This is a genomic window from Sphaerochaeta sp. UBA5849, from assembly GCA_002432715.1.
Lineage (GTDB): Bacteria > Spirochaetota > Spirochaetia > Sphaerochaetales > Sphaerochaetaceae > Sphaerochaeta.
In genome coordinates, this window is record DJGJ01000031.1 from 33,070 (window position 1) to 51,386 (window position 18,317).

19 protein-coding genes are annotated in these 18,317 nt (G+C 53.9%); 7 read left to right on the plus strand and 12 right to left on the minus strand.

The genetic code is table 11. The features are described from left to right. Positions 1-8: 8 nt before the first annotated feature. From B3K89_RS05000 to B3K89_RS05025, 6 genes are all read right to left on the minus strand, one after another. The gene (locus tag B3K89_RS05000) at positions 9-1,265 is read right to left on the minus strand and encodes an ABC transporter permease (RefSeq protein ID WP_293896739.1); all 1,257 of its coding nucleotides are present in this window, start codon (positions 1,263-1,265) and stop codon (positions 9-11) included. Beyond that, entirely contained in the window at positions 1,265-1,945 is a 681-nt protein-coding gene (locus B3K89_RS05005) for an ABC transporter ATP-binding protein (protein ID WP_293896737.1), read from the minus strand. The genes B3K89_RS05000 and B3K89_RS05005 overlap by 1 nt, the downstream gene beginning before the upstream one ends. Further along, complete coding sequence (locus B3K89_RS05010; protein ID WP_293896735.1) at positions 1,942-3,048, minus strand: slipin family protein; 1,107 nt, start codon at positions 3,046-3,048, stop codon at positions 1,942-1,944. The genes B3K89_RS05005 and B3K89_RS05010 overlap by 4 nt, the downstream gene beginning before the upstream one ends. Continuing rightward, positions 3,045-3,467, minus strand: a complete 423-nt coding sequence (locus B3K89_RS05015) for a GntR family transcriptional regulator (RefSeq protein WP_293896732.1) — start codon at positions 3,465-3,467, stop codon at positions 3,045-3,047. Before B3K89_RS05015 ends, B3K89_RS05010 begins: the two co-directional genes overlap by 4 nt. A 122-nt stretch (positions 3,468-3,589) precedes the next feature. Next, positions 3,590-4,426, minus strand: coding sequence for a pirin family protein (locus tag B3K89_RS05020; protein ID WP_293896730.1), 837 nt, complete (start codon positions 4,424-4,426; stop codon positions 3,590-3,592). Between the two features lie 74 nt (positions 4,427-4,500). Beyond that, positions 4,501-5,013 carry a ferritin gene (locus tag B3K89_RS05025; protein WP_293896727.1) on the minus strand — a complete coding sequence of 171 codons (513 nt, stop codon included), beginning with the start codon at positions 5,011-5,013 and terminating at the stop codon, positions 4,501-4,503. 149 nt (positions 5,014-5,162) lie between these two features. Here B3K89_RS05025 and B3K89_RS05030 point away from each other — a divergent pair, with 149 nt between their 5' ends. Both B3K89_RS05030 and B3K89_RS05035 read left to right on the plus strand, forming a co-directional pair. Then, positions 5,163-6,461, plus strand: a complete 1,299-nt coding sequence (locus B3K89_RS05030; protein ID WP_293896724.1) for a TrkH family potassium uptake protein — start codon at positions 5,163-5,165, stop codon at positions 6,459-6,461. Between the two features lie 18 nt (positions 6,462-6,479). Further along, complete coding sequence (locus B3K89_RS05035) at positions 6,480-7,151, plus strand: potassium channel family protein (protein ID WP_293896721.1); 672 nt, start codon at positions 6,480-6,482, stop codon at positions 7,149-7,151. Here the strand turns inward: B3K89_RS05035 and B3K89_RS05040 are convergent. Continuing rightward, the gene (locus B3K89_RS05040) at positions 7,148-7,669 is read right to left on the minus strand and encodes a gamma carbonic anhydrase family protein (protein WP_293896718.1); all 522 of its coding nucleotides are present in this window, start codon (positions 7,667-7,669) and stop codon (positions 7,148-7,150) included. The genes B3K89_RS05035 and B3K89_RS05040 overlap by 4 nt on opposite strands. Before the next feature lie 124 nt (positions 7,670-7,793). Here B3K89_RS05040 and B3K89_RS05045 point away from each other — a divergent pair, with 124 nt between their 5' ends. From B3K89_RS05045 to B3K89_RS05060, 4 genes are read left to right on the plus strand one after another with little or no spacing between them, the layout of a single operon-like run. After that, on the plus strand, positions 7,794-8,684 hold the full coding sequence (locus tag B3K89_RS05045; RefSeq protein WP_293896715.1) for a metal ABC transporter solute-binding protein, Zn/Mn family: 891 nt from the start codon (positions 7,794-7,796) through the stop codon (positions 8,682-8,684). Between the two features lie 4 nt (positions 8,685-8,688). Then, on the plus strand, positions 8,689-9,456 hold the full coding sequence (locus B3K89_RS05050) for a metal ABC transporter ATP-binding protein (RefSeq protein ID WP_293896712.1): 768 nt from the start codon (positions 8,689-8,691) through the stop codon (positions 9,454-9,456). Further along, positions 9,449-10,336, plus strand: coding sequence for a metal ABC transporter permease (locus tag B3K89_RS05055; protein WP_293896709.1), 888 nt, complete (start codon positions 9,449-9,451; stop codon positions 10,334-10,336). Before B3K89_RS05050 ends, B3K89_RS05055 begins: the two co-directional genes overlap by 8 nt. After that, the gene (locus B3K89_RS05060; RefSeq protein ID WP_293896706.1) at positions 10,308-10,709 is read left to right on the plus strand and encodes a Fur family transcriptional regulator; all 402 of its coding nucleotides are present in this window, start codon (positions 10,308-10,310) and stop codon (positions 10,707-10,709) included. Before B3K89_RS05055 ends, B3K89_RS05060 begins: the two co-directional genes overlap by 29 nt. Here the strand turns inward: B3K89_RS05060 and B3K89_RS05065 are convergent. From B3K89_RS05065 to B3K89_RS05080, 4 genes are read right to left on the minus strand one after another with little or no spacing between them, the layout of a single operon-like run. Continuing rightward, positions 10,690-11,607, minus strand: coding sequence for a helix-turn-helix domain-containing protein (locus B3K89_RS05065; protein ID WP_293896703.1), 918 nt, complete (start codon positions 11,605-11,607; stop codon positions 10,690-10,692). The two genes, B3K89_RS05060 and B3K89_RS05065, sit on opposite strands and share 20 nt — an antisense overlap. 37 nt (positions 11,608-11,644) lie before the next feature. After that, complete coding sequence (locus B3K89_RS05070; RefSeq protein ID WP_293896700.1) at positions 11,645-12,874, minus strand: hypothetical protein; 1,230 nt, start codon at positions 12,872-12,874, stop codon at positions 11,645-11,647. Continuing rightward, complete coding sequence (locus tag B3K89_RS05075) at positions 12,874-13,635, minus strand: outer membrane lipoprotein-sorting protein (RefSeq protein WP_293896697.1); 762 nt, start codon at positions 13,633-13,635, stop codon at positions 12,874-12,876. The genes B3K89_RS05070 and B3K89_RS05075 overlap by 1 nt, the downstream gene beginning before the upstream one ends. Then, complete coding sequence (locus tag B3K89_RS05080) at positions 13,632-15,983, minus strand: efflux RND transporter permease subunit (RefSeq protein WP_293896694.1); 2,352 nt, start codon at positions 15,981-15,983, stop codon at positions 13,632-13,634. Before B3K89_RS05080 ends, B3K89_RS05075 begins: the two co-directional genes overlap by 4 nt. A 139-nt stretch (positions 15,984-16,122) precedes the next feature. On the opposite strand from B3K89_RS05080, the gene pyk reads away from it, so the two are divergent. After that, positions 16,123-17,556, plus strand: a complete 1,434-nt coding sequence (pyk, locus tag B3K89_RS05085) for a pyruvate kinase (RefSeq protein ID WP_293896691.1) — start codon at positions 16,123-16,125, stop codon at positions 17,554-17,556. A 2-nt stretch (positions 17,557-17,558) separates the two neighbouring features. Here pyk and B3K89_RS05090 read toward each other — a convergent pair whose 3' ends face one another. Continuing rightward, complete coding sequence (locus B3K89_RS05090; RefSeq protein WP_293896688.1) at positions 17,559-18,302, minus strand: hypothetical protein; 744 nt, start codon at positions 18,300-18,302, stop codon at positions 17,559-17,561. Positions 18,303-18,317 lie beyond the last annotated feature (15 nt).

Here is an 18,317-nt window from a genome sequence, read left to right on the forward strand (position 1 = left end):
CAAATCTCCTATTGATGATGCAGGCAGGTGGGGATGTCCAGCTTCAATGCCCTTCGGATGGGGAAAAATGCAACCAGCATGGAGAGGACGATGCCGCTGGCAAACGCCTTGATGAGGGTAGGCATGCTCCAAGCGCCCCGCATGACGTTCTGGATTCTGAATCCGATATCCATATCCCTGAACATAAACCCGAAGTCGAACCCTACATTCACCAAGTACAGGTTGGCAAGGCAACCCAACAGAATGCCGACCACCGAACCGAGCAGCCCGATGCCGCCCGCCTCAAAAAGGAAGGCCAACAGGATGTGCCGGTCACGCATGCCCAGGGCGCGCATCATGCCCAGCTCGCGCATCCGTTCATACATGGCCATCAACATCGTATTGGAAACACCGACTGCCGCGATGATGAAGACGAGGAAGAGGATCATGCCGGTGCCGCCTTGCTTGGCCCCCAGGATCGCCAGATAGTCGCGGGCAAGGTCTTCCCATGTGTAGACGGCCAGGTTCGCATCGATGGCTTGAAGCTTCGGTTGCAAGGTGCCGACTATTGCATTGAGATCGCTTTTTTCAGGCAGAAGGATATCGATGCTCGAGACCGAACCTTCCATGGCGAGGTAGAGGTCGGCGGCCTGGATATCCATCATCACCAATGAACGATTCACATTGGGGTTGGGGCAGTTGATGATACCGACAACCTCCATATCGAAAGCCTCATAGAAACCGCCCTTGCCGCGGGTGACCAAGGTGACCCAGTAGCCTACCTTCGCCCCGATATCCTCGGCAAACCAGCTGCCCAGGACAATGCCGTCCATCTCCCCGCTCTCCAGGAACCGGCCTTCGACCAGCGTATCCTCAAAGCGATACACCTCGAAGTCGGTATCAGGATTGATGGCGGTCACTTGGACGCTCACATTTCCGTCCTCTCCGAAGTCCTCCTGGTAGAGGATCATGTCGGCGGCAAACAGGGTGCGCTCGGTGGCGGCAATGCCCTCAGCCTTGAGCAGGTCGAGAATCTCTTGGGCTTTCTCAATCGACGCATCGAGAGGGAGGAAGTATCGGTCTTCCCAATATGCGGTATCGTAGACCCTCAGCGATGCGGTCTCATACCAGCGAAGATTGCGCATCGACTCAAGCTCAGCTCCAACAAGCAGAGAGTCGACGAATACATACATCATCAACCCAAAAGCGATGGCGACAGCAGTTATGGCCGTCCTGCGTTTGTATCGCATCAGGTTCTTTGCCGCCAGCTGCAGGATGAATTTCATCACTGCCTCCTTTCATCGCTTACGATGGAGCCGTCATGCAGCTGCACCAGACGACGGGCATACTCCATGACCATCTTGTCATGGGTGGAGAAGATGAAGGTCGTGCCGAACTTCTCGTTCATCCGTTTCATCAGCTTGAGAATTTCTTCTCCGGTCTTGGAGTCGAGATTGGCTGTCGGCTCATCGGCCAGGATGATCTGCGGTCTCTTTACCAGGGCGCGGGCGATGGCGATTCTCTGCTGTTGGCCCCCGCTGAGCCTCGCTGGTCGACGATTCTCCATTCCTTCCAGCCCTACATCCTTGAGGATCTCATAGGTGCGCTGCTTCACCTCTGCTTCAGGAACATCAAGAAGGGAGAGGACGAAGGAGACATTCTCATAGGCGGAGAGAACAGGAATGAGATTATACGTCTGAAAGATGAAGCCGAGGTTCTGTCTCCTGAAGGTGGTTTTCTCTTCCTTGTTCATGGTGCTCACCTTCTGTCCGTTGATGCTGATCTCACCGTCATCAATGGCATCGATGCAGCCGATGAGATTAAGCAGGGTGGTCTTGCCTGAACCAGATGGGCCTGCAATGGAGAGAAACTCCCCGTCCTGAATTTCCAACGAGACCTGCTTCAGTGCACGAACAATGCTTTCACCTGTTTTATAATTACGGCTTACCTTTTCGACCTTGATCATTTCTTGGTATCTTCCTCAACAGGTTTTGCCTGTTTGTTCTTAAGTTCTTCCACCTTCTGCATGGCGGCCGTACCCATGACGGCACCGAAGTCCATATGGTCGAGAATGGAGGCGGGCATCAGCATCATGGAGTTGTTCTGCCGGATGCCCTCATACACCATATTCATCGAGCGCAGCTGCAAGGCTATCGGGTCGTTGGCATATTGTGCCGAAGCCTCGGTGAATTTCTTTGCAATCTCCACCTCTGCAGCCCCAAGGATGATGCGTGACTCTTTCTCCCGTTCTGCCTGAGCCTGCTTGCTCAACGAGTCCTCCAGTTCCTTGGGAATGATGATGTCGGTGATTTCGACCGAGAGAATCGAGACACCCCAAGGATTGGTCTTTGCATCGAGGGCTTGCTGGATTTCCCGACCCAGTTCCTCGCGTTCACTGAGCAGACTGGAGAGCGGATGCTTTCCGATCGAATCACGAAGGGCCGTCTGAGCCGAAAGAATCACCGCTTCTGTGTAGTCCTCCACTTCAAGAATCGCCCGTTTTGCATCCCAGATCATCCAAAAGGAGAGGGCGTCGACATGCACCGGCACCGTATCCTTGGTAAGGGTCTTTTCTGCACTGAAATCGGTTGCCCGAATGCGCATATCGATGAATTCAGCAATACGGTCAACCACCGGAATGAGGAAGATCAGACCGGGACCGTGTACCTTGTGGAACTTGCCCAACCGCAGGATCAGGACCTTGTCCCAGTGATAGACCAGCTGGAATGAGGCGGAGAGCAGCAGTCCAAGGGTGGACAGCAGCGTGATGGGATAGAGATAAAGGGAGAGGCCTCCCACGACACCAACCCACAGCATGAGAATGAGAGCCATCACTACCGCCCAGAGAGGAAAAATGGTTACAACCAAGGCTGCGACAAAGGTTGCCGTGCTTACCGACACGATTGCATCCAGCTGGGTGTATGGGTAGACGAGCAGCTGTACAACCGCCCCGAGGGCCAAAAATACGGCCAAGCATACAAACGAGATCGATCCATAGCTGAAGTCCCGCTTGAGGACAAACCCCTTCATGTTTTTGATTCGTTCAATTTTTTTCTGATACAGGTTCATACTGTTCCCTCTTTTTTCTGTGCTTCGGCGCCTATGTCTTCTATAATTTGCTGGATTTCCGCCAGGGTGAAGCCGTAGCTTGAAGCCTTGGTAAGATACTCCTTGGTGATTTGGGAGAGGATGCGTTCGCGTTCAATTGCATCAAGTGTGACTTTCTTGTCGCTGATGAAGGTTCCCGACCCCTGCTGGGTGACTACGATGTTCCGTATCTCCATTTCAGCATACGCACGGGCGACCGTATTCGGATTGATGCTCAAATCAACGGCAAGGCTTCGGACAGTGGGCAACTGTGCACCTTGTTCCAGCCTGCCGTCGGCAATGGCCATCTCCACCTGGAAGATTATCTGCTTGTAGAACGGGACTCCGCTCTTCATATCCAGGCTGAACTCCAACTTAGGTTCTTCTTTCAGCTTAGCCACCGTGTGCTCCTTCTTGTACTATTGTACTGGTGTATTAGTACAATGTCAACAAAAGCTTCTTTGTGTCTATAAAAAATCAGCCACCCACATAAGGGCAGCTGAAATACAGGAAGGACTGAACTTTATTTGTGCTTGATGAATGTCCCTTCGCGCAGTTCGCGCTGGGCGAGGGCGAGCTCCTCACGGGTGTTCATGACAATAGGGCCTGCCCATGCGATCGGCTCTCCAAGTGGTTTGGCACTGTAGAGGAAGATGCGCGCCCCCTCCGATCCCGCCTTCATCGAGAGGGTGTCCCCTTCTCCAAAAAGTACCGCCCTATGGTACGGAACCTCTTGGTCGCCGGTATGTACCGAACCACGAACGATGTAGATGAAAAGGGTGTTCTCAGGATTGAGCGAAAGATTCCATGTCGCATTCGGTTCGAGCTTGATATCCAAATAGAGGGTCTTTACATAGTCACCCTGCAGTGGTCCTGACGTGCTCTCATAAAAACCGCTGATGATCCTGACTTCAGAACCTTGTGCCTTAACGACGGGAATCTGATGTTCACGGATGTCACGGTAGGCAGGGTCTGCCATTTTGTCCTTCTTGGGAAGATTGATCCACAGCTGGGTGCCGAGCATCAGCTTGCTGGCCTGGGGCATCTCCTGATGGATGATGCCGCTGCCGCCGGTCATCCACTGGCAGCATCCATCGTTGATCGAGCCCTTGTTGCCCATGCTGTCCCCGTGCTCGATCTCCCCTTCGATAAGGTAGGTGACCGTTTCTATGCCACGGTGGGGGTGCCAGGGAAACCCTGCCAGATAGTCCTTCGGGTCGGCGGAGTCGAAAGCGTCCAGCATGAGGAAGGGATCGAACTCCTGGACATCGTGATAGCCGATTACCCGGACCAGTTTCACACCAGCTCCGTCATACTGTACGGCTCCTCCTGTGATGCGTTTTATGGGTTTTACGTGCATGGACACTCCTTTATGTTCTCCAAGAACAGACTACCCGCCTGCTTGTAAGGGCGGGTAGGTCCGTACACACTGCTTTACAGTACAAGAGAGGGGGGCGTAAAGGTCCTGGCCGCGAGCTCCTGGTTGAGCAGGTACAGACCGCGGGCGTCGGAGCCGAAGACTTCGAACTTTTGGATGTTCTGTTGAGCGTTCATCTCCTCTTCACCCTGCTCCTTGATGAACCAGTCGAGGAACTGCTGCGTCCTGAAATCCTTAACCTTGACAGCTTCCTCATAGATGGTATTGATCGATTCCGTTATGAACTCCTCATGCTTCAGGGCCTCTACAAGCGGCGCCTTGAGATCGGGGTAGGTCTTGGATGGGTCTGCAAGCGCACCGAGTGTTACTCCATGGCCGTTGTTCTGCAGGTATTGGCGCATGAGCATGGCATGGTTCATCTCCTCCTGGGCCTGGACCTTGAACCAGTTTTCATAGCCCAGCAGGCCTTTTCCCGCATAGTAGTTTGCCATATCCAGATAGAGATATGCAGAGTAGAACTCTTTGTTGATTTGTTCAGTGATTAATTTTGCAATGGTATTTGCCAGCATGGGTGTTTCTCCTTGCATCCCGGTTTGAGATGTAAGAATAGTATACAAGTAAGACTGAGTATCGACAACGACAATCGTAGGAGGGGGAGTTGGACAATCGTAGGAGGGGGAGTTGCATGAGGGAAAAGGGATGCGGTAAACTTCTCTCCATGAAAAAATCAAAGGGCAAGCGCTTGGAGCCGAATCATGTGCTGCTCATCGGCTTCTTGACAATAATTCTCTTAGGCTCACTGCTGTTGAGTCTGCCTATCGCCCATAACCGGGGTATCAGCCTTGCCTACGTCGATGCCCTGTTCATTTCTGCAAGCGCAGTTTGTGTCACCGGCTTGGTGACCGTCGATGTCGCCCTTACCTTTTCCCTGTTCGGCAGGACTGTCATTGCCTTTTTGATTCTCCTGGGGGGCTTGGGCTTCGCATCCATCGTCATCTCCTTCAGTCTTCTTTTGGGCATGAACGTCAACCTGTCCCAGCGACTGTTCATCAAGGAAGCATATAACCTTTCCTCAATGAAGGGGACTCTGAGTATCGTCCGTGCAGTCTTGATCTCTTCCTTTTTGATTCAGGGACTGGGGACGGTGGTGGAATACTTCGTGTTTGTGCAAACCTACTCCCCCTTGGACGCTTTCGGGCATGCTCTCTTCAATACCATCAGTGCATTCAACAATGCAGGCTTCGACTTGATGGGTGGCTACCAAAGTCTGAGTGCATATCAGGGCAATGTTGTAATGAACCTGACCACCGCTGTTCTCATCATACTCGGAGGAACCGGGTTCTTCGTGCTGGCCGATATAGCCAGAAACAGAAAATGGTCGAATCTGAGCATGCACAGCAGAATCGTACTTTTGATGAATGGCACGCTCATCACCTTGGGATTTCTCTTCTTCGTGGCCGTAGAAAAGCTCACCCCGCTTGCCGCTTTCTTTCAGAGTGTGACTACCAGAACCGCCGGCTTCAACACGGTGGATATTTCCTCCTTCTCCCAAGCCGGCTTGCTCTTCGCAATGCTGCTTATGTTCATCGGAGCTTCTCCGGGGTCAACCGGCGGAGGTATCAAAACCACCACGACCTTTGCCCTGCTGCTCAGCCTGGGCTCTTTGATGTTCCGCCGCGAAAGTGCGGCATTCAAGCGCAAGGTGAGCGGCGAGAGCATCCTGAAGGCCTTTCAAGTATTGTTGCTCTCCTTCTTGTTGGTTCTGCTTGGCAGCCTGTCCCTGTTGTTGATTGAACAAGACGCCTTCGACTTTGTGGCGGTGTTGTTTGAGACAGTCTCCGCCTTTGCCACCGTCGGCTTGTCCTGCGGTATCACACCATCACTCTCCACGCTCTCGAAAGTGGTGCTGGTGGTGATTATGTTTGCAGGAAGGGTGGGCCCCATAACCATCGCCACCAGCCTCAAGGCGAAGAGTTCACATCTCGGATATATTGAGGAACAAATATTCATCGGTTGATGCAAGGAGCAATAGTGTATGAAAAAAGAGTTTGATCCGAATGCCTTTGGAATCATAGGACTGGGCCGCTTCGGCCTTTCCTTGGCCCTTGCTTTGACCGAGGCGGGCAAGCATGTGATAGTCTTGGAGATCGAGGCGGAGAAGCTGGATGCGGTCAAGGACCAAATCGAGAACATCTATCCTGTCAAATCAATCACCGCCGAAGTATTGGAGGAGTCGGGTATATCCCACTGCCATACCGCCATCGTCTGCATTGGAAAGGACATCGAGTCCAATATTCTTGTCACCATGAGCTTGGTGGAGCTGGGCATCCCCAGAGTCATCGCCAAGGCGACCAGCACCAACCATGGAAAGGTGCTTGAGCGCATCGGGGCGGAAGCTGTCTTTCCCGAGGTGGAGATGGGAACCAGGCTCGCTCACTCGTTGGTCAGTACAGGCACCTTGGACTTTTTGGAACTTTGTGAGGATTTTTCCATCGCCAATATCTCCCTTGCCTCTTCATTCGTCAACCAAAGTGTTGCCCAGTTGAACCTGAGGAGGCGCTATCACCTCAATATCATCGTAGTCATACGCAACAAGAAAGCCATCAGTGACATCGGCCCTGACTTGAAACTTTTACAAGGTGACATATTGGTGGTGGGTGGCTCGAATGAGGCGATCAAGAAATTTGAACAAGCGAACGAACTTTAGCCGATTGTCTGCCTGCCCTCACACAAGTCAAGCCCGAACCGCCAATACTCCTGAGTATTCTCCCGCATGTGCAGCAGCTCTTCGGGGGTAAGCTGACGGACGACTTTGGCAGGAGAACCAAGAATGAGGCTGCCTGGTGGATAGCTTTTATTCGGAGGCACCACCGAACCGGCTCCGACAAGGCTCTGTCTGCCGATATGGCTTCCGTCCAGCACGATGGAACCCATGCCGATCAGGCATTCGTCCTCAATCGTACAGGCATGGAGTATGGCTCCATGGCCGACTGTGCACTGCTTTCCCACCACCAAGCCTTGGGCCTTGGTGACATGCAACACACAGTTGTCCTGGATGTTTGTCTGTTCCCCGACAGTGATGCGATTCACATCGGCTCTGAGGGTGGCATGGAACCAGACGGATGCTCCATCCTGCAGATGCACATCCCCGATGAGGTCCGCTGTAGGTGCGATATAGCACTGCTGTCCTATGGTTGGCTGTATTTTGTTGTGTCCGGCTATCATGCAAGCACTCCTGTATTTCGATTGAACCATATTCGGGGAATTCTGTATAGAGAAAAATATTTGCGAATGACTTGCAAATATGAGAGTATTTCACTATAGTATGCCTACTGTATGAGGAGGTGCCATGCGTACTCGCATTCTCGTAGTTTTCCTGGCTCTTTCATCCGCTCTTGTGTTCGGCAGCGGAGCCAAAGAGACAACCAATATACGTTCCAAGCCGGTTGTGGTGGTAAGCATTCTGCCGCACGCCTATTTTGTCGACCAGCTTGCCCACGATCTGGTCGATGTCGTCACCCTGGTCGGAGAGGGGCAGAACCCCCACTCCTACGAACCATCCCCGTCACAGATGGCCCGACTTGCCGAAGCCGAACTTTGGATTCTCAGCGGTACCGATTTTGAGTTTGCTCTCCGTGACAAGGTAACCGGCCTCTACCCCGGTCTTCGGATCGTCGATGGTACAGAGGGCATGCAATTCAGGTTGCTTGAGGAACACGAGCACGAGGAGGAAGGCCATGACGAACACGATATGAACATCGACCGTCATACCTGGCTGGGGTACGATCAAAGCAAGGTGCTCTTGGCCAATACCAAGGATGCTCTCATTGCAACTTTGGGTTCCGATGCAAAGCCCTTGATCGAGAGCCGCTATCAAAGCCTGCTTTCGGACATCGATGAGCTTTTTGCATCGCTGAGCGAGCAGCTCAAGCCGCTTGCAGGCACCACCGTCTTTGTCTACCACAACTCCTTCGGCTATTTCTTCGACGCCTTCTCCATCAAGCAGGAAGCGGTGGAAACCGGAGGGAAGGAACCTACCGCCAAAGCCCTCGCCGCCTTGATAGAAAAGGCAAAGGCAGAGCGTCCCAAGGTCATCTTTGTACAAAAGCAGTTTCCCGTAGCCAGTGCAAAAACTGTGGCTGATGCTGTTGGTGCCGTCGTGGTAAGCCTTGACCCTTTGGCTTACAATTGGATGGAGAGCATCAAGACAATGGCTGATGCACTGATGATGGTGCGGTAGGGCCATGACAGAGCAATCCATTGCACTGCAGTTTACTTCGGTCTCCTTCTCGTATCCTGCTTTACAAGTCCTTGAGGATGTGAGTTTTCACTTCCATACCGGGGAGTTCATCGCTCTTGTCGGCCCCAACGGTTCAGGCAAGACGACGTTGCTCAAGCTCATTCTTGGTCTGGAGCAGCCGCAGTCGGGAACCATAAGCCTGCTTGGCCAAAGCCCGAAAAAGAGCAGCAGCCTCATCGGCTACGTTCCCCAGCACGCCTCCTACGATCCCACCTTCCCCATCACGGTGGAGGAGGTGGTCAGGATGGGGTTGGTTGAATCGGTGAAGCGAGGGCAGCGAAAGCAGGAGTTGCAGCAAGCCTCATGGGCTCTCCAGCAGGTGGAGCTTGCTCATCTGGCTTCGCGTCCCTACAGCGACCTCAGCGGCGGACAGCGGCGCAGGGTCCTGGTTGCCAGGGCTTTGTGCGCCAAACCGAGCATGCTCATTCTGGATGAGCCGGCCGCCAACATGGACAAGGAGAGCGAGAGACGCCTGTATGCCACGTTGGCGAACCTCAAGGGGGAGACCACGATTCTCATCGTCACCCACGACATGCGCCAGGTTTCAGACCTCACCGACCGGGTTTTCTGCATTGACGCCCACAAGGAGGGCAGGATGGGGCGTACGGTGGTGCAGCATGCACTGGAAGACTATGAGGATGGAACCAAGCGCGTCCGTCATGATGTCCAGCTTTCGGGCGACCAGTGCCGGAAGGAGGCCCTCAATGGATAACCTGGTCGGCTTCTTTGGTGCGTTGGCCTCTCCTGACTTTCCCTTTGTCCGGAACGCCTTTTTTGCAGGATTGCTCTCCTCTGTTCTTTTCGGGGTGCTCGGTTCGGTGGTCACTGTCAAACGCATTGCCGGCCTTGCCGGGGCGATCAGCCATGCGGTGCTCGGGGGCATCGGCATCGCCTTGTACCTCAGTGCAACCGGCAAGGTTCCGGGCCTCAGTCCGATGGTGGGGGCGATTGTGTTCGCCCTGCTCTCTGCACTGATCATCGGAACCGTCTCGTTGAAGTCAAAACAGCGCGAGGACACCGTCATCCAAGCCATTTGGGCGATCGGCATGAGCATCGGGGTGCTCTTCATGGCAAAGACTCCCGGATACACCGACCCTTCAAGCTACCTGTTCGGCAACATCCTCTTAATCTCCAGTCAGGACCTTGTGCTGCTGTTTTTGCTGGACGTTGTGGTGGTTTTCCTTGCTTGGCGCTTTTATCCGCAAATTGAGGCCTCGGCTTTCGATGAGGAGTTCGCTCAGGTCCGGGGTATCCCAACCCGCGCCGTTTTCCTGATGATTCTCTCGGTTACCGCAATTGCAGTCGTCCTTTTGCAGACCTTTGTAGGGATTGTCATGGTAATCGCCATGCTGACCCTTCCGGCGGGAACCGCAGGCTATACAGCGAAGAACCTGGCTTCGATGATGGCAGGGGCCACTCTCTACGCATGGTTCTTCTCCTTTTCAGGATTGGTGCTTGGTTGGGTCGTCGATGTCCCGGTGGGAGCCATGGTGGTGGTCATCGCTGGAGCCTTCTTTTTGGGAAGGGCCGCAGGCAACTTGATTACAAAACGGAGGAAGAGCCATGACAAAGGCGAGAAAAGCCCTGCTTGAAGTATTGAAAACGTCCAAAGAGCCGGTCTCGGCTTCCCATCTTATCCAGCAACCTTCGATTCGATTCGATCAGGCCACCGTCTATCGGAACCTTCACTATCTTGAGGAACAGGGGATGGCCGACTCATTCATCCTCCACTGCACCGATCATGGAACCGAGCGATACTACAGTTATCGAAGCAGGGAGAATGGAGAGCACCATCACTGGTTTCACTGCCAGAGTTGCCATCGGTTCATCGATTTGGGGGATTGCCAGTATGATGAACAGCTTTCACGCTGGGAACAAGCGTATGGTTTCACCATCTGCGACCACACCTTCTTTTTGACAGGTCTGTGCAAGGCTTGCAAGAGTGCTACTGCTTCAGCGAATTGAAGAGCTGCAGGCGGTTGCTCACCCCGAGTTTCGCATAAATGTTCTTGATGTGGGTTTTTACGGTATTGGGGGAGATGAAGAGTTTCTTGGCTATCTCCTGATTGCTCAAGCCCTCCACCAAGAGGCTGATGATTTCTGCCTCCCGCTCTGAAACTCCCAACTGTTTTGCTTTCGATGCAGTGATGGATCCGGTCATCTCATAGGTGAGGAAATAGCGTCGGCTGATGAAGTAGTACAGGTAGACGGAGAGCACGGCAAAACTCAGATAGACCAGCTTGAAAGCCACCTGCCTGAAGAACAGCATGTCCAGGGGAAAGAGGAAGAACAGGGGCAGGAAGGTGTAGCATATGCCCTTGAGAAGCCGCTCTTCCTCCCAAGTTGTTGCCTTTTTTGCGTATATGCACCCCAATATGCCGTGAATGACCAGGAACATGCTTGCACTGAAGAAGTGATACCGCATGGTGTCATCCAATGCCTTGACCCAGTCGCCTCCGCTCTTTGCAAAAACCACCCACAGACTGAGGATGAGAAAGAGAAGGATCAGGAAGGTGAGGATGCGATTGCCCAGATGCTTCTGCTTCTCGGTTGCCCTGATCAGCTTGATCAGGTATCGGCTGAGCATGAAAAGGATGAAGGTGGTAAGCACTATCGAAAGCAGGGTCGCCCCCAAGGCATAGATTTCATAGGAGCGTGAAAGGAGCCTTGCTTCGTCCAAAACCCTGCTGAGGTAGGTAGTCAGGAGCGTCAGGCACATCTGAAGGCTCAAGGGGGCGAGCAGGGTGAGAAACGAGCCGGTGAATGCATCGCTCATACGCACCCGAAGCAATATGCACAAACACGTGATCGAGACTACCAAGGCTGTCGTAAGGAAGAGCAGGATATCGGATAGAATTACCATAGAGGCCCTCTATGGCAATCCTATCACACACAGGGCCCTAGAACCATGCCTTCATGCCGACCACGACCGAATCATTGTCATCCCAGCTTGCATAGATGCTGCTCTTGTTGCCGAGCGCCCCATACATCGTAGTCTTGAGAAATACAGTCAGATTATCCTGCAGTGTATAGGAAAGGCCGGCCAGCAGGGCGTAGCCTTCGCTCTCGATGTGGTAGGTGAGGGCGGCCCTGGTTGTGAGTCGTTGTTGTAAAAACGGGTACTCTACGACCAGCAAGAGGGTGTTCTCATACGCCTTGCCGTTAAAGGATGCAAGGTAGTCTACATCGACGGGGTTGGTGGTGTTGAAATCCAGGACATACCTGCCTTGGTAGGCGAGGGCAAGGAAGGCTGAACTCTCGGGGTGGGTGTAGGAAAGTTCGGCCAGGTAGGCGAATCTGCTGTTGTAAAGGCTGCCGTCAGTCCCCTCTGCATCCTCGCTGAGGAAGAACCCCCCTTCCAGGGCAAGGGTGAAGGGGTCGAATAGCAGGCTGCTTTCCAATCCGAAGAGTTGGTGGCGGGTATAGACCAGGTCAACAGCGAGCGGTGCGAATGAAGTGATGGAAAATCCAGGCTCCGGGTGATGGCCGTTGAAGTACAAGAGGCCCACATCCAGCTTACCCAGCGCTGTGCGATACCGTCCTCCTGCCTCCCAGGAAGAGAGGCTTGTCGTGTCCTGCTGCGTTATCACTGCACTTGCAAAGGAGGCAGGGGTGAGATTGTATCGTCCCTCTGTGACCAGATGGGAGCTCTGGAAGCCCGGCTTGAAAGCCAGGTCCCATGAACTGTTCTTACCGTAGGAGGAGAGCAGCACCATCGCAGATGGCCGCTTCATCGCCTCAAGGTCGTCCACAAAGCCGTCTGTGAGGTCGCGGGAGGAGAGCACATCGACAACATGGGCTGTAAAGGCGCTTCCCCAGGGATGGGTGAACAGTCCTCCCTTGACCGTCAGGTTCCCGACAAGGAGAGAGACCGAAAGTTCACCCGTCTTCAGGCGGTTCGTCGATGCATCATAGGCGAGATGGGCTATTGCACCATAGCGCTGGTGGTTCTGCTCCAAGGATAAGGACAGCGTAGTCCGGGAAAGAAACTGCTCATCCCGATAGAGCCCTCCGGCAGCCTCGGCGGTAAAGGAGGTGATTCTGCTTGGTTCTTCCTCGAAGAACAGGTCGAAGCCGGACAGCGGCATCAAGAGAAGACAGGTCAAGAGTACAAGGAGCATGCGTTTCATTAGAGCCTCCCGGTTTCCAAGAATTTCAAGGTGAAGTATCCACTGCTCAGCGGTGCATCGAAACGGGCCTGCAATATCTCAAGGCGGGTGGCATGTCCGCCGGCCTCTGTTTTCATGGTCAGGATTTTTGTTATGGGTTTTCCATTGGCTGTCCCGGTCTCTTCTGTGACCAGTGTCTTGACAAGGGTGTTTCCATCGAGGTCGTAGAACTCGACACGCAGAGGCAGGTACGTCGCCTTCTGGACCACCGTAATGGTTTTCCCATACGTCTTCTGCTCAAACGGCGTGGACTGTATTCGCCAGCTGGTCTGGTCCTCAGCCAAGAGCAGATGCTCCGCCTCCTTCTCGTCATAGGTGGTCGAAGCCATGTCGGCATACGAGAAGTCGCTGCCCATGAACGAACCTCCTTCCTCGGAGGAGCCGATGCGCCGGCTTCGCTTCAAGGCAGGCAGGTAGATCCACTGCTCGTTTGTCCCTCCTTCCTGCTCGATGGAGAGGAAGCGGGTGTTCCGTACATTTTCAGGGGAGAGAAAGACTGTCAGCGAGGATGTCAGTCCATTCTTGGTTTGGCTGAGGGTCTGGATCCTGCGTTCACGCATCTGGCCGTTTGGTTCGATGAGGGTGAGTTTCAAATCGAGGGCGGATGAATCAGAGGTTTGGACTTCCATCACCTTGGCCATGACTTGGTCGGCCGGCATGGCCGCCCAGACAAGGCTGGAAGCAAGGAGAAGGAGTATCAGGGTGGTGATCGTACGTTTCATGAAGGCCTCCTGGTTATGCATGGGCTGTAATGAATCTTGATCGCTCCAAGGATCAGCAGGGCGGAGAGTGCTGCGCTGAGCATGGCGATTGAAAAGAGCAGTCCCATGTTGACGATGGGAACAAAGCGGCTGAAGAGCAGGCCGGAGAAACCCAAGGCGACCGAGGCCGCATTTGCCAGGATGGCTTTGCCGGTGGTCTGCATGACAGACGCCACATCCTGGTCGTTTCGTTGGAATGCAGCGATCAGGTGAATGGCATAGTCCACCCCGACTCCGATGCACAGCGCCGCAAGCAGGCTGGTAATGATGTCCAGCTTGATATGGAAGATTGCCATGACAGAGAAGACCGAGGCGAGGGCGAAGAGACAGGGAATGAGGCTGAGGGTGGCCAGTTTTGCCGACTTGAAGGTGAAGAGGACCAAGAGCCATACTGCCAACAGCGAGCTGAAGAGGGAGATGACTTGGCTTTTGGTAACCAAGTCGGTGAGGGCAAGGCTTACCGCCTCTCCCCCTCCGATCTCCACCGACCAGCTTTGGGGAAAGAGGGTGGGGATCAGGGCGGTGATGTGCCTCAGTGTCTTGGTGTCCGAATCCTTGAGCAGGATGGTGATGAGCAAGGCATCCGGCTCAAGCGGGTCATTGATGAAGGCGTCCAGCGATGAACTGTAGAGCAAAAGGTATTGTGCAATGAGAGATGCAAGCTGCTCTTCGGTCTCCAAGCCATACTCAGCGGGGTTCAGAGGAATTTCATACTTTCCCATACCTCCTGCCAGTTCAACCGATGGCTCGTACAGCTGCTCTGTTGCCATTTCATACGATGTGTCTGAGAAAAAATCGAACACCGGCTCTGGTTCCATTGCATTCGATTCCCTGGCATCTTCACCCGGTCCGAGCAGTTGATTCATCCGCTTCACAAACGGCAGGATCGACTGAATCCCTCCCACCTGGTTCTCTTTTTCCAAAACAGTGATCGCTTCTTCAACAATGTGGAGCGTGCCGGGAAGCAGGACGGCTTCGGATGGTTTGAGCATGACAGAAAGGGAGAAGCTCCCCTGCATCCTCTGGTTGTATGAGCGGGTGTCCTGCACCAAGGTGGACGAATCCTTGAAGAAGGCAAGGATGTTCGTTCCTTCCTCAAGTTGGCTGTAGGAGAGCGGCAGGACGATGCCGAGAATCAGCAGGGAGGCGATCAGAACAGCTTTCCCGTAGCGGTTTGCGATGGTGTTTCCCACTCCTGCCCACAATCCTCTTCTGGTCGCCTGCTTGCGCACTTGCCTACGCACAGGGTTCTTATAGACCAGTCGGATCAGTGCAGGAAGCAGGAGCAAGGAGCTTGCAGCACAGATTGCCACCCCGATGAAGCTGAGCAGGCCGAAGGTTCGAAACGGCAGCAGCGGGCTGGAGAGTTGGGCCAGAAAGCCAAAGGCTGTCGTTGCGGCTGCGCTCAGGATCGGATAGGTGTTCTTCTTGACCACGTTTGCAAGGGCGGCATCGACACCCACCTTTTCATACTCTTCGAAGAAGTGGCTGAATATGTGAATGGTGTAGGCGCTGCCGACGATGAGCAGCAACACCGGCACCAACATGGTCGCCATGGTGAAGGTAATGCCGGCGATGCTCATGATCCCCAAGGCCAGCGAGCTGCTGAAAATCAGGGGGACAAGGCATAAAAGGGTGGCCTTGAAACTTCTGAGGAAGAGGTAGAGGACCAACATGATCAAAGCTGCTACGATTGGTACCAGGAAGGCGAGGTCTGCAAGCAGGCTGATTCGTATTTGCTCGGTTACCACCGGAAGCCCCAGGATGGACCCTTGCAGGCCGTCAAGCGGGGCAAGGATGGCACGAAGCGAGCCAAGCAGCTCTGCTTGGTTGTAGTCGAGTTGGGTTTGGATGAGAATCGATGCACTGCTTCGGTCCTCACTGAGAAAAGTCCCTTCATAGAAACCCGGCCAGCTTGTGATATGTTCTTCGAGCTCGTTTATGCTTTCTTCAAAGAGGGGAACCACATCCACTCCATCCTCCGAGGGCTTGAGGTGCTTGAGGTTGGTGATGGAACTGGCCTGTTTGACTCCGTCCAGCGTTTCAATCTTCCGGGTAAGGGAGTCGATGACAGCAAGGTTTTCTTTGTTGATGATGCCCCCCTCGTCATACAGGCTGACGACAAGGGCGTCGAGGGATCCGAATTGTTCCTCGATTCGGTTGTTTGTTTCCACCACCGGGGCCTTGGCGGGGATGAAGGCATCGGTCGAGGAGTCAACCTTCAGCCTTCCAATACCCAATAGGCTGACAGCGGCTGCAACGATGAAGACAGTGACAATGAGCAGATCGCGACTTCGTTGGCGTTCCATACCTTCACTGTATTGGATTTACGTATGTGCGCAATCACCTGCACAGAGCATTTTGTCTCACCTTTTGGGGTGAGATGATGATTTGCAACCGCTTTACAAAGATTGATGCATCTATGATGATTGCAGCAGGGGGAACGATATGAACTATACCAAGATAGTTGCCACACTTGGGCCGGCTAGTGAGAGCTATGAGATGATAAAGGAAATTCTTGCAGCCGGGTGCAGTGTCATCAGGCTGAACTTCAGCCATGGCTCGCATGGAGAGCAGCAGAAGCGTCACGATGCTGTTCGCAAAGCCAGCGAGGAACTGGGGTTCCCGGTCTCCATCCTGATGGACCTGCAGGGGCCGAAAATCCGACTGGGTCAGTTGGAAGAGCCCTCCTATACCCTCAAGAGGGGGGAAGAGCTGATAATCACCACCGAATCTTGTGTGGGAAATCGAAGGCGCATCAGCATAGACTATCCGAACCTGCATGAGGAGATTCTAATCGGCCAGCGGATTCTCATCAACGATGGTCTGGTAAGCCTGGTGGTGGAGCATATAGACGGGCATGACATCCATTGCAGGATGTTGGAAGATGGAACCTTGCTGCCCCGCAAGGGAGTGAACCTGCCCCAGGTTCCGCTGAAACATCTCAGCTCCTTCACCAAGAAGGATGAGACCGATCTTGCCTTCGCCTTTGCCAACAATCTCGACTATGTAGCCATCTCCTTTGTCCGTAGCGGCGATGATGTGCGTGCCCTGAAGGCTCATATGGAAGCGGTGTACGGCAGGACCATTCCCATCATCAGCAAGATTGAGAAGCCCGAGGCGGTGGAAAACCTTGTCGACATCATCAGTGAGTCCAGCGCCATCATGATCGCCCGGGGGGACCTGGGGGTGGAGGTGCCTGCAGAGGAGGTTCCCCTGATTCAGAAATCCATCATCCGAAGCTGCATAGACGCCGGTGTACCGGTGATCACAGCCACTCAGATGCTGGAGTCGATGATGCACAATCCCCGACCCACCCGGGCCGAGACCAACGACGTCGCCAATGCAGTGCTGGACGGTACCAGTGCCGTGATGCTCAGCGGCGAGACTGCAGCAGGGGAGTATCCTCTGCAAGCGGTAACCACCATGGCCCGAATTGCAAGGCTCGCTGAGCGCAGCAGCGCTTTCCGCAGACAGGTATTCAACCAGATCAGCACCCTCGACCCACAGCGCAAGCAATCGACGACCGAAGCCGTGGGTCTTGCCACCCGCGAGCTGGCCCTCTCCATCGGGGCCTCCTACATCGCCTGCTTCACCCAATCAGGTTCTACAGCCCGCCTGATAGCAAAGTTCCGTCCATCGGTGCCGATCATCGCCTTCTCCCCGCTTAAGGAGGTTGTGCAATACCTTGCTCTTTCCTGGGGTGTCACTCCCATCCTCATCGAGGGGCAGGACTCAGTGGACAAACTGCTGGCCTATGCTCCTTTGTATGTTCAGGAGCATGGCTTGGTTGAGAAAGGCCAGTCCCTGGTGATAACCGCAGGAGTTCCGGTCGGCAGCTCGGGCAAGACCAATATGATCAAGGTGGTGGAGATTGAGTAGACCTAAGGCCTGAAGGAGATGGAAGCTCCCAGACTCAAAGCCCTTCCCTCGTGGTCGAAGAGATCCAAGGCGCGAATGTCCACGGCGATGAAGATCGACTTGAGGAACTCGATGGGCAGCAGCCGTATTCCTACATTGACCAGTCCCCGGTTTTCAGCATTGCCGGCCGATGGGGTTGCGCTGTAGCTTACGTTGCCGAAATCCAAGAGGAAATCGACTTTGTTCTTGAATGTTTTCGCCAGGAGGGGAGTCTGGAAGGCGAGGGCGAAGTTGATGTCGCTGTTCATGCCCTTCATCAGCGAGTACCCAACCAAGAGTGTGGTCTTGGATGGATAGTCCATGATGGAGCTGTCGAAGGTAGAAGCAAAGTATATCTGCGCTGCAACTTCATCATCCTTCGATACACTGCTCCATTGGCCCAAGAGCCCTGCGGCAAAATTGGTGGTGCCTTTCTTGCTGAACAGCCATTTTGCATTGAGCAGGATGTCGGTGTTATCGGCGATATCAACGGCAAGGCTAGTCTCAAAGGTGTCTTTGAACGCCAATTGGAGGGCGGGAATGTGTACGGCTCCGTTGCTGCCGAGTGTGGCGCTATAGGAAGTGGTTACCGCACTGGCAATGGTGCTGGGTGTCACTTCGGCGCTGGGAATGACAATATACCCCGAAATTCCTGCAATGGTGGTGTTTGCAGCGAGAGAAGCCGAAAAAGCAATGAGAATCAAGGGAACAGCAAGGAATCTTTTCATACAATTCTCCTGTGC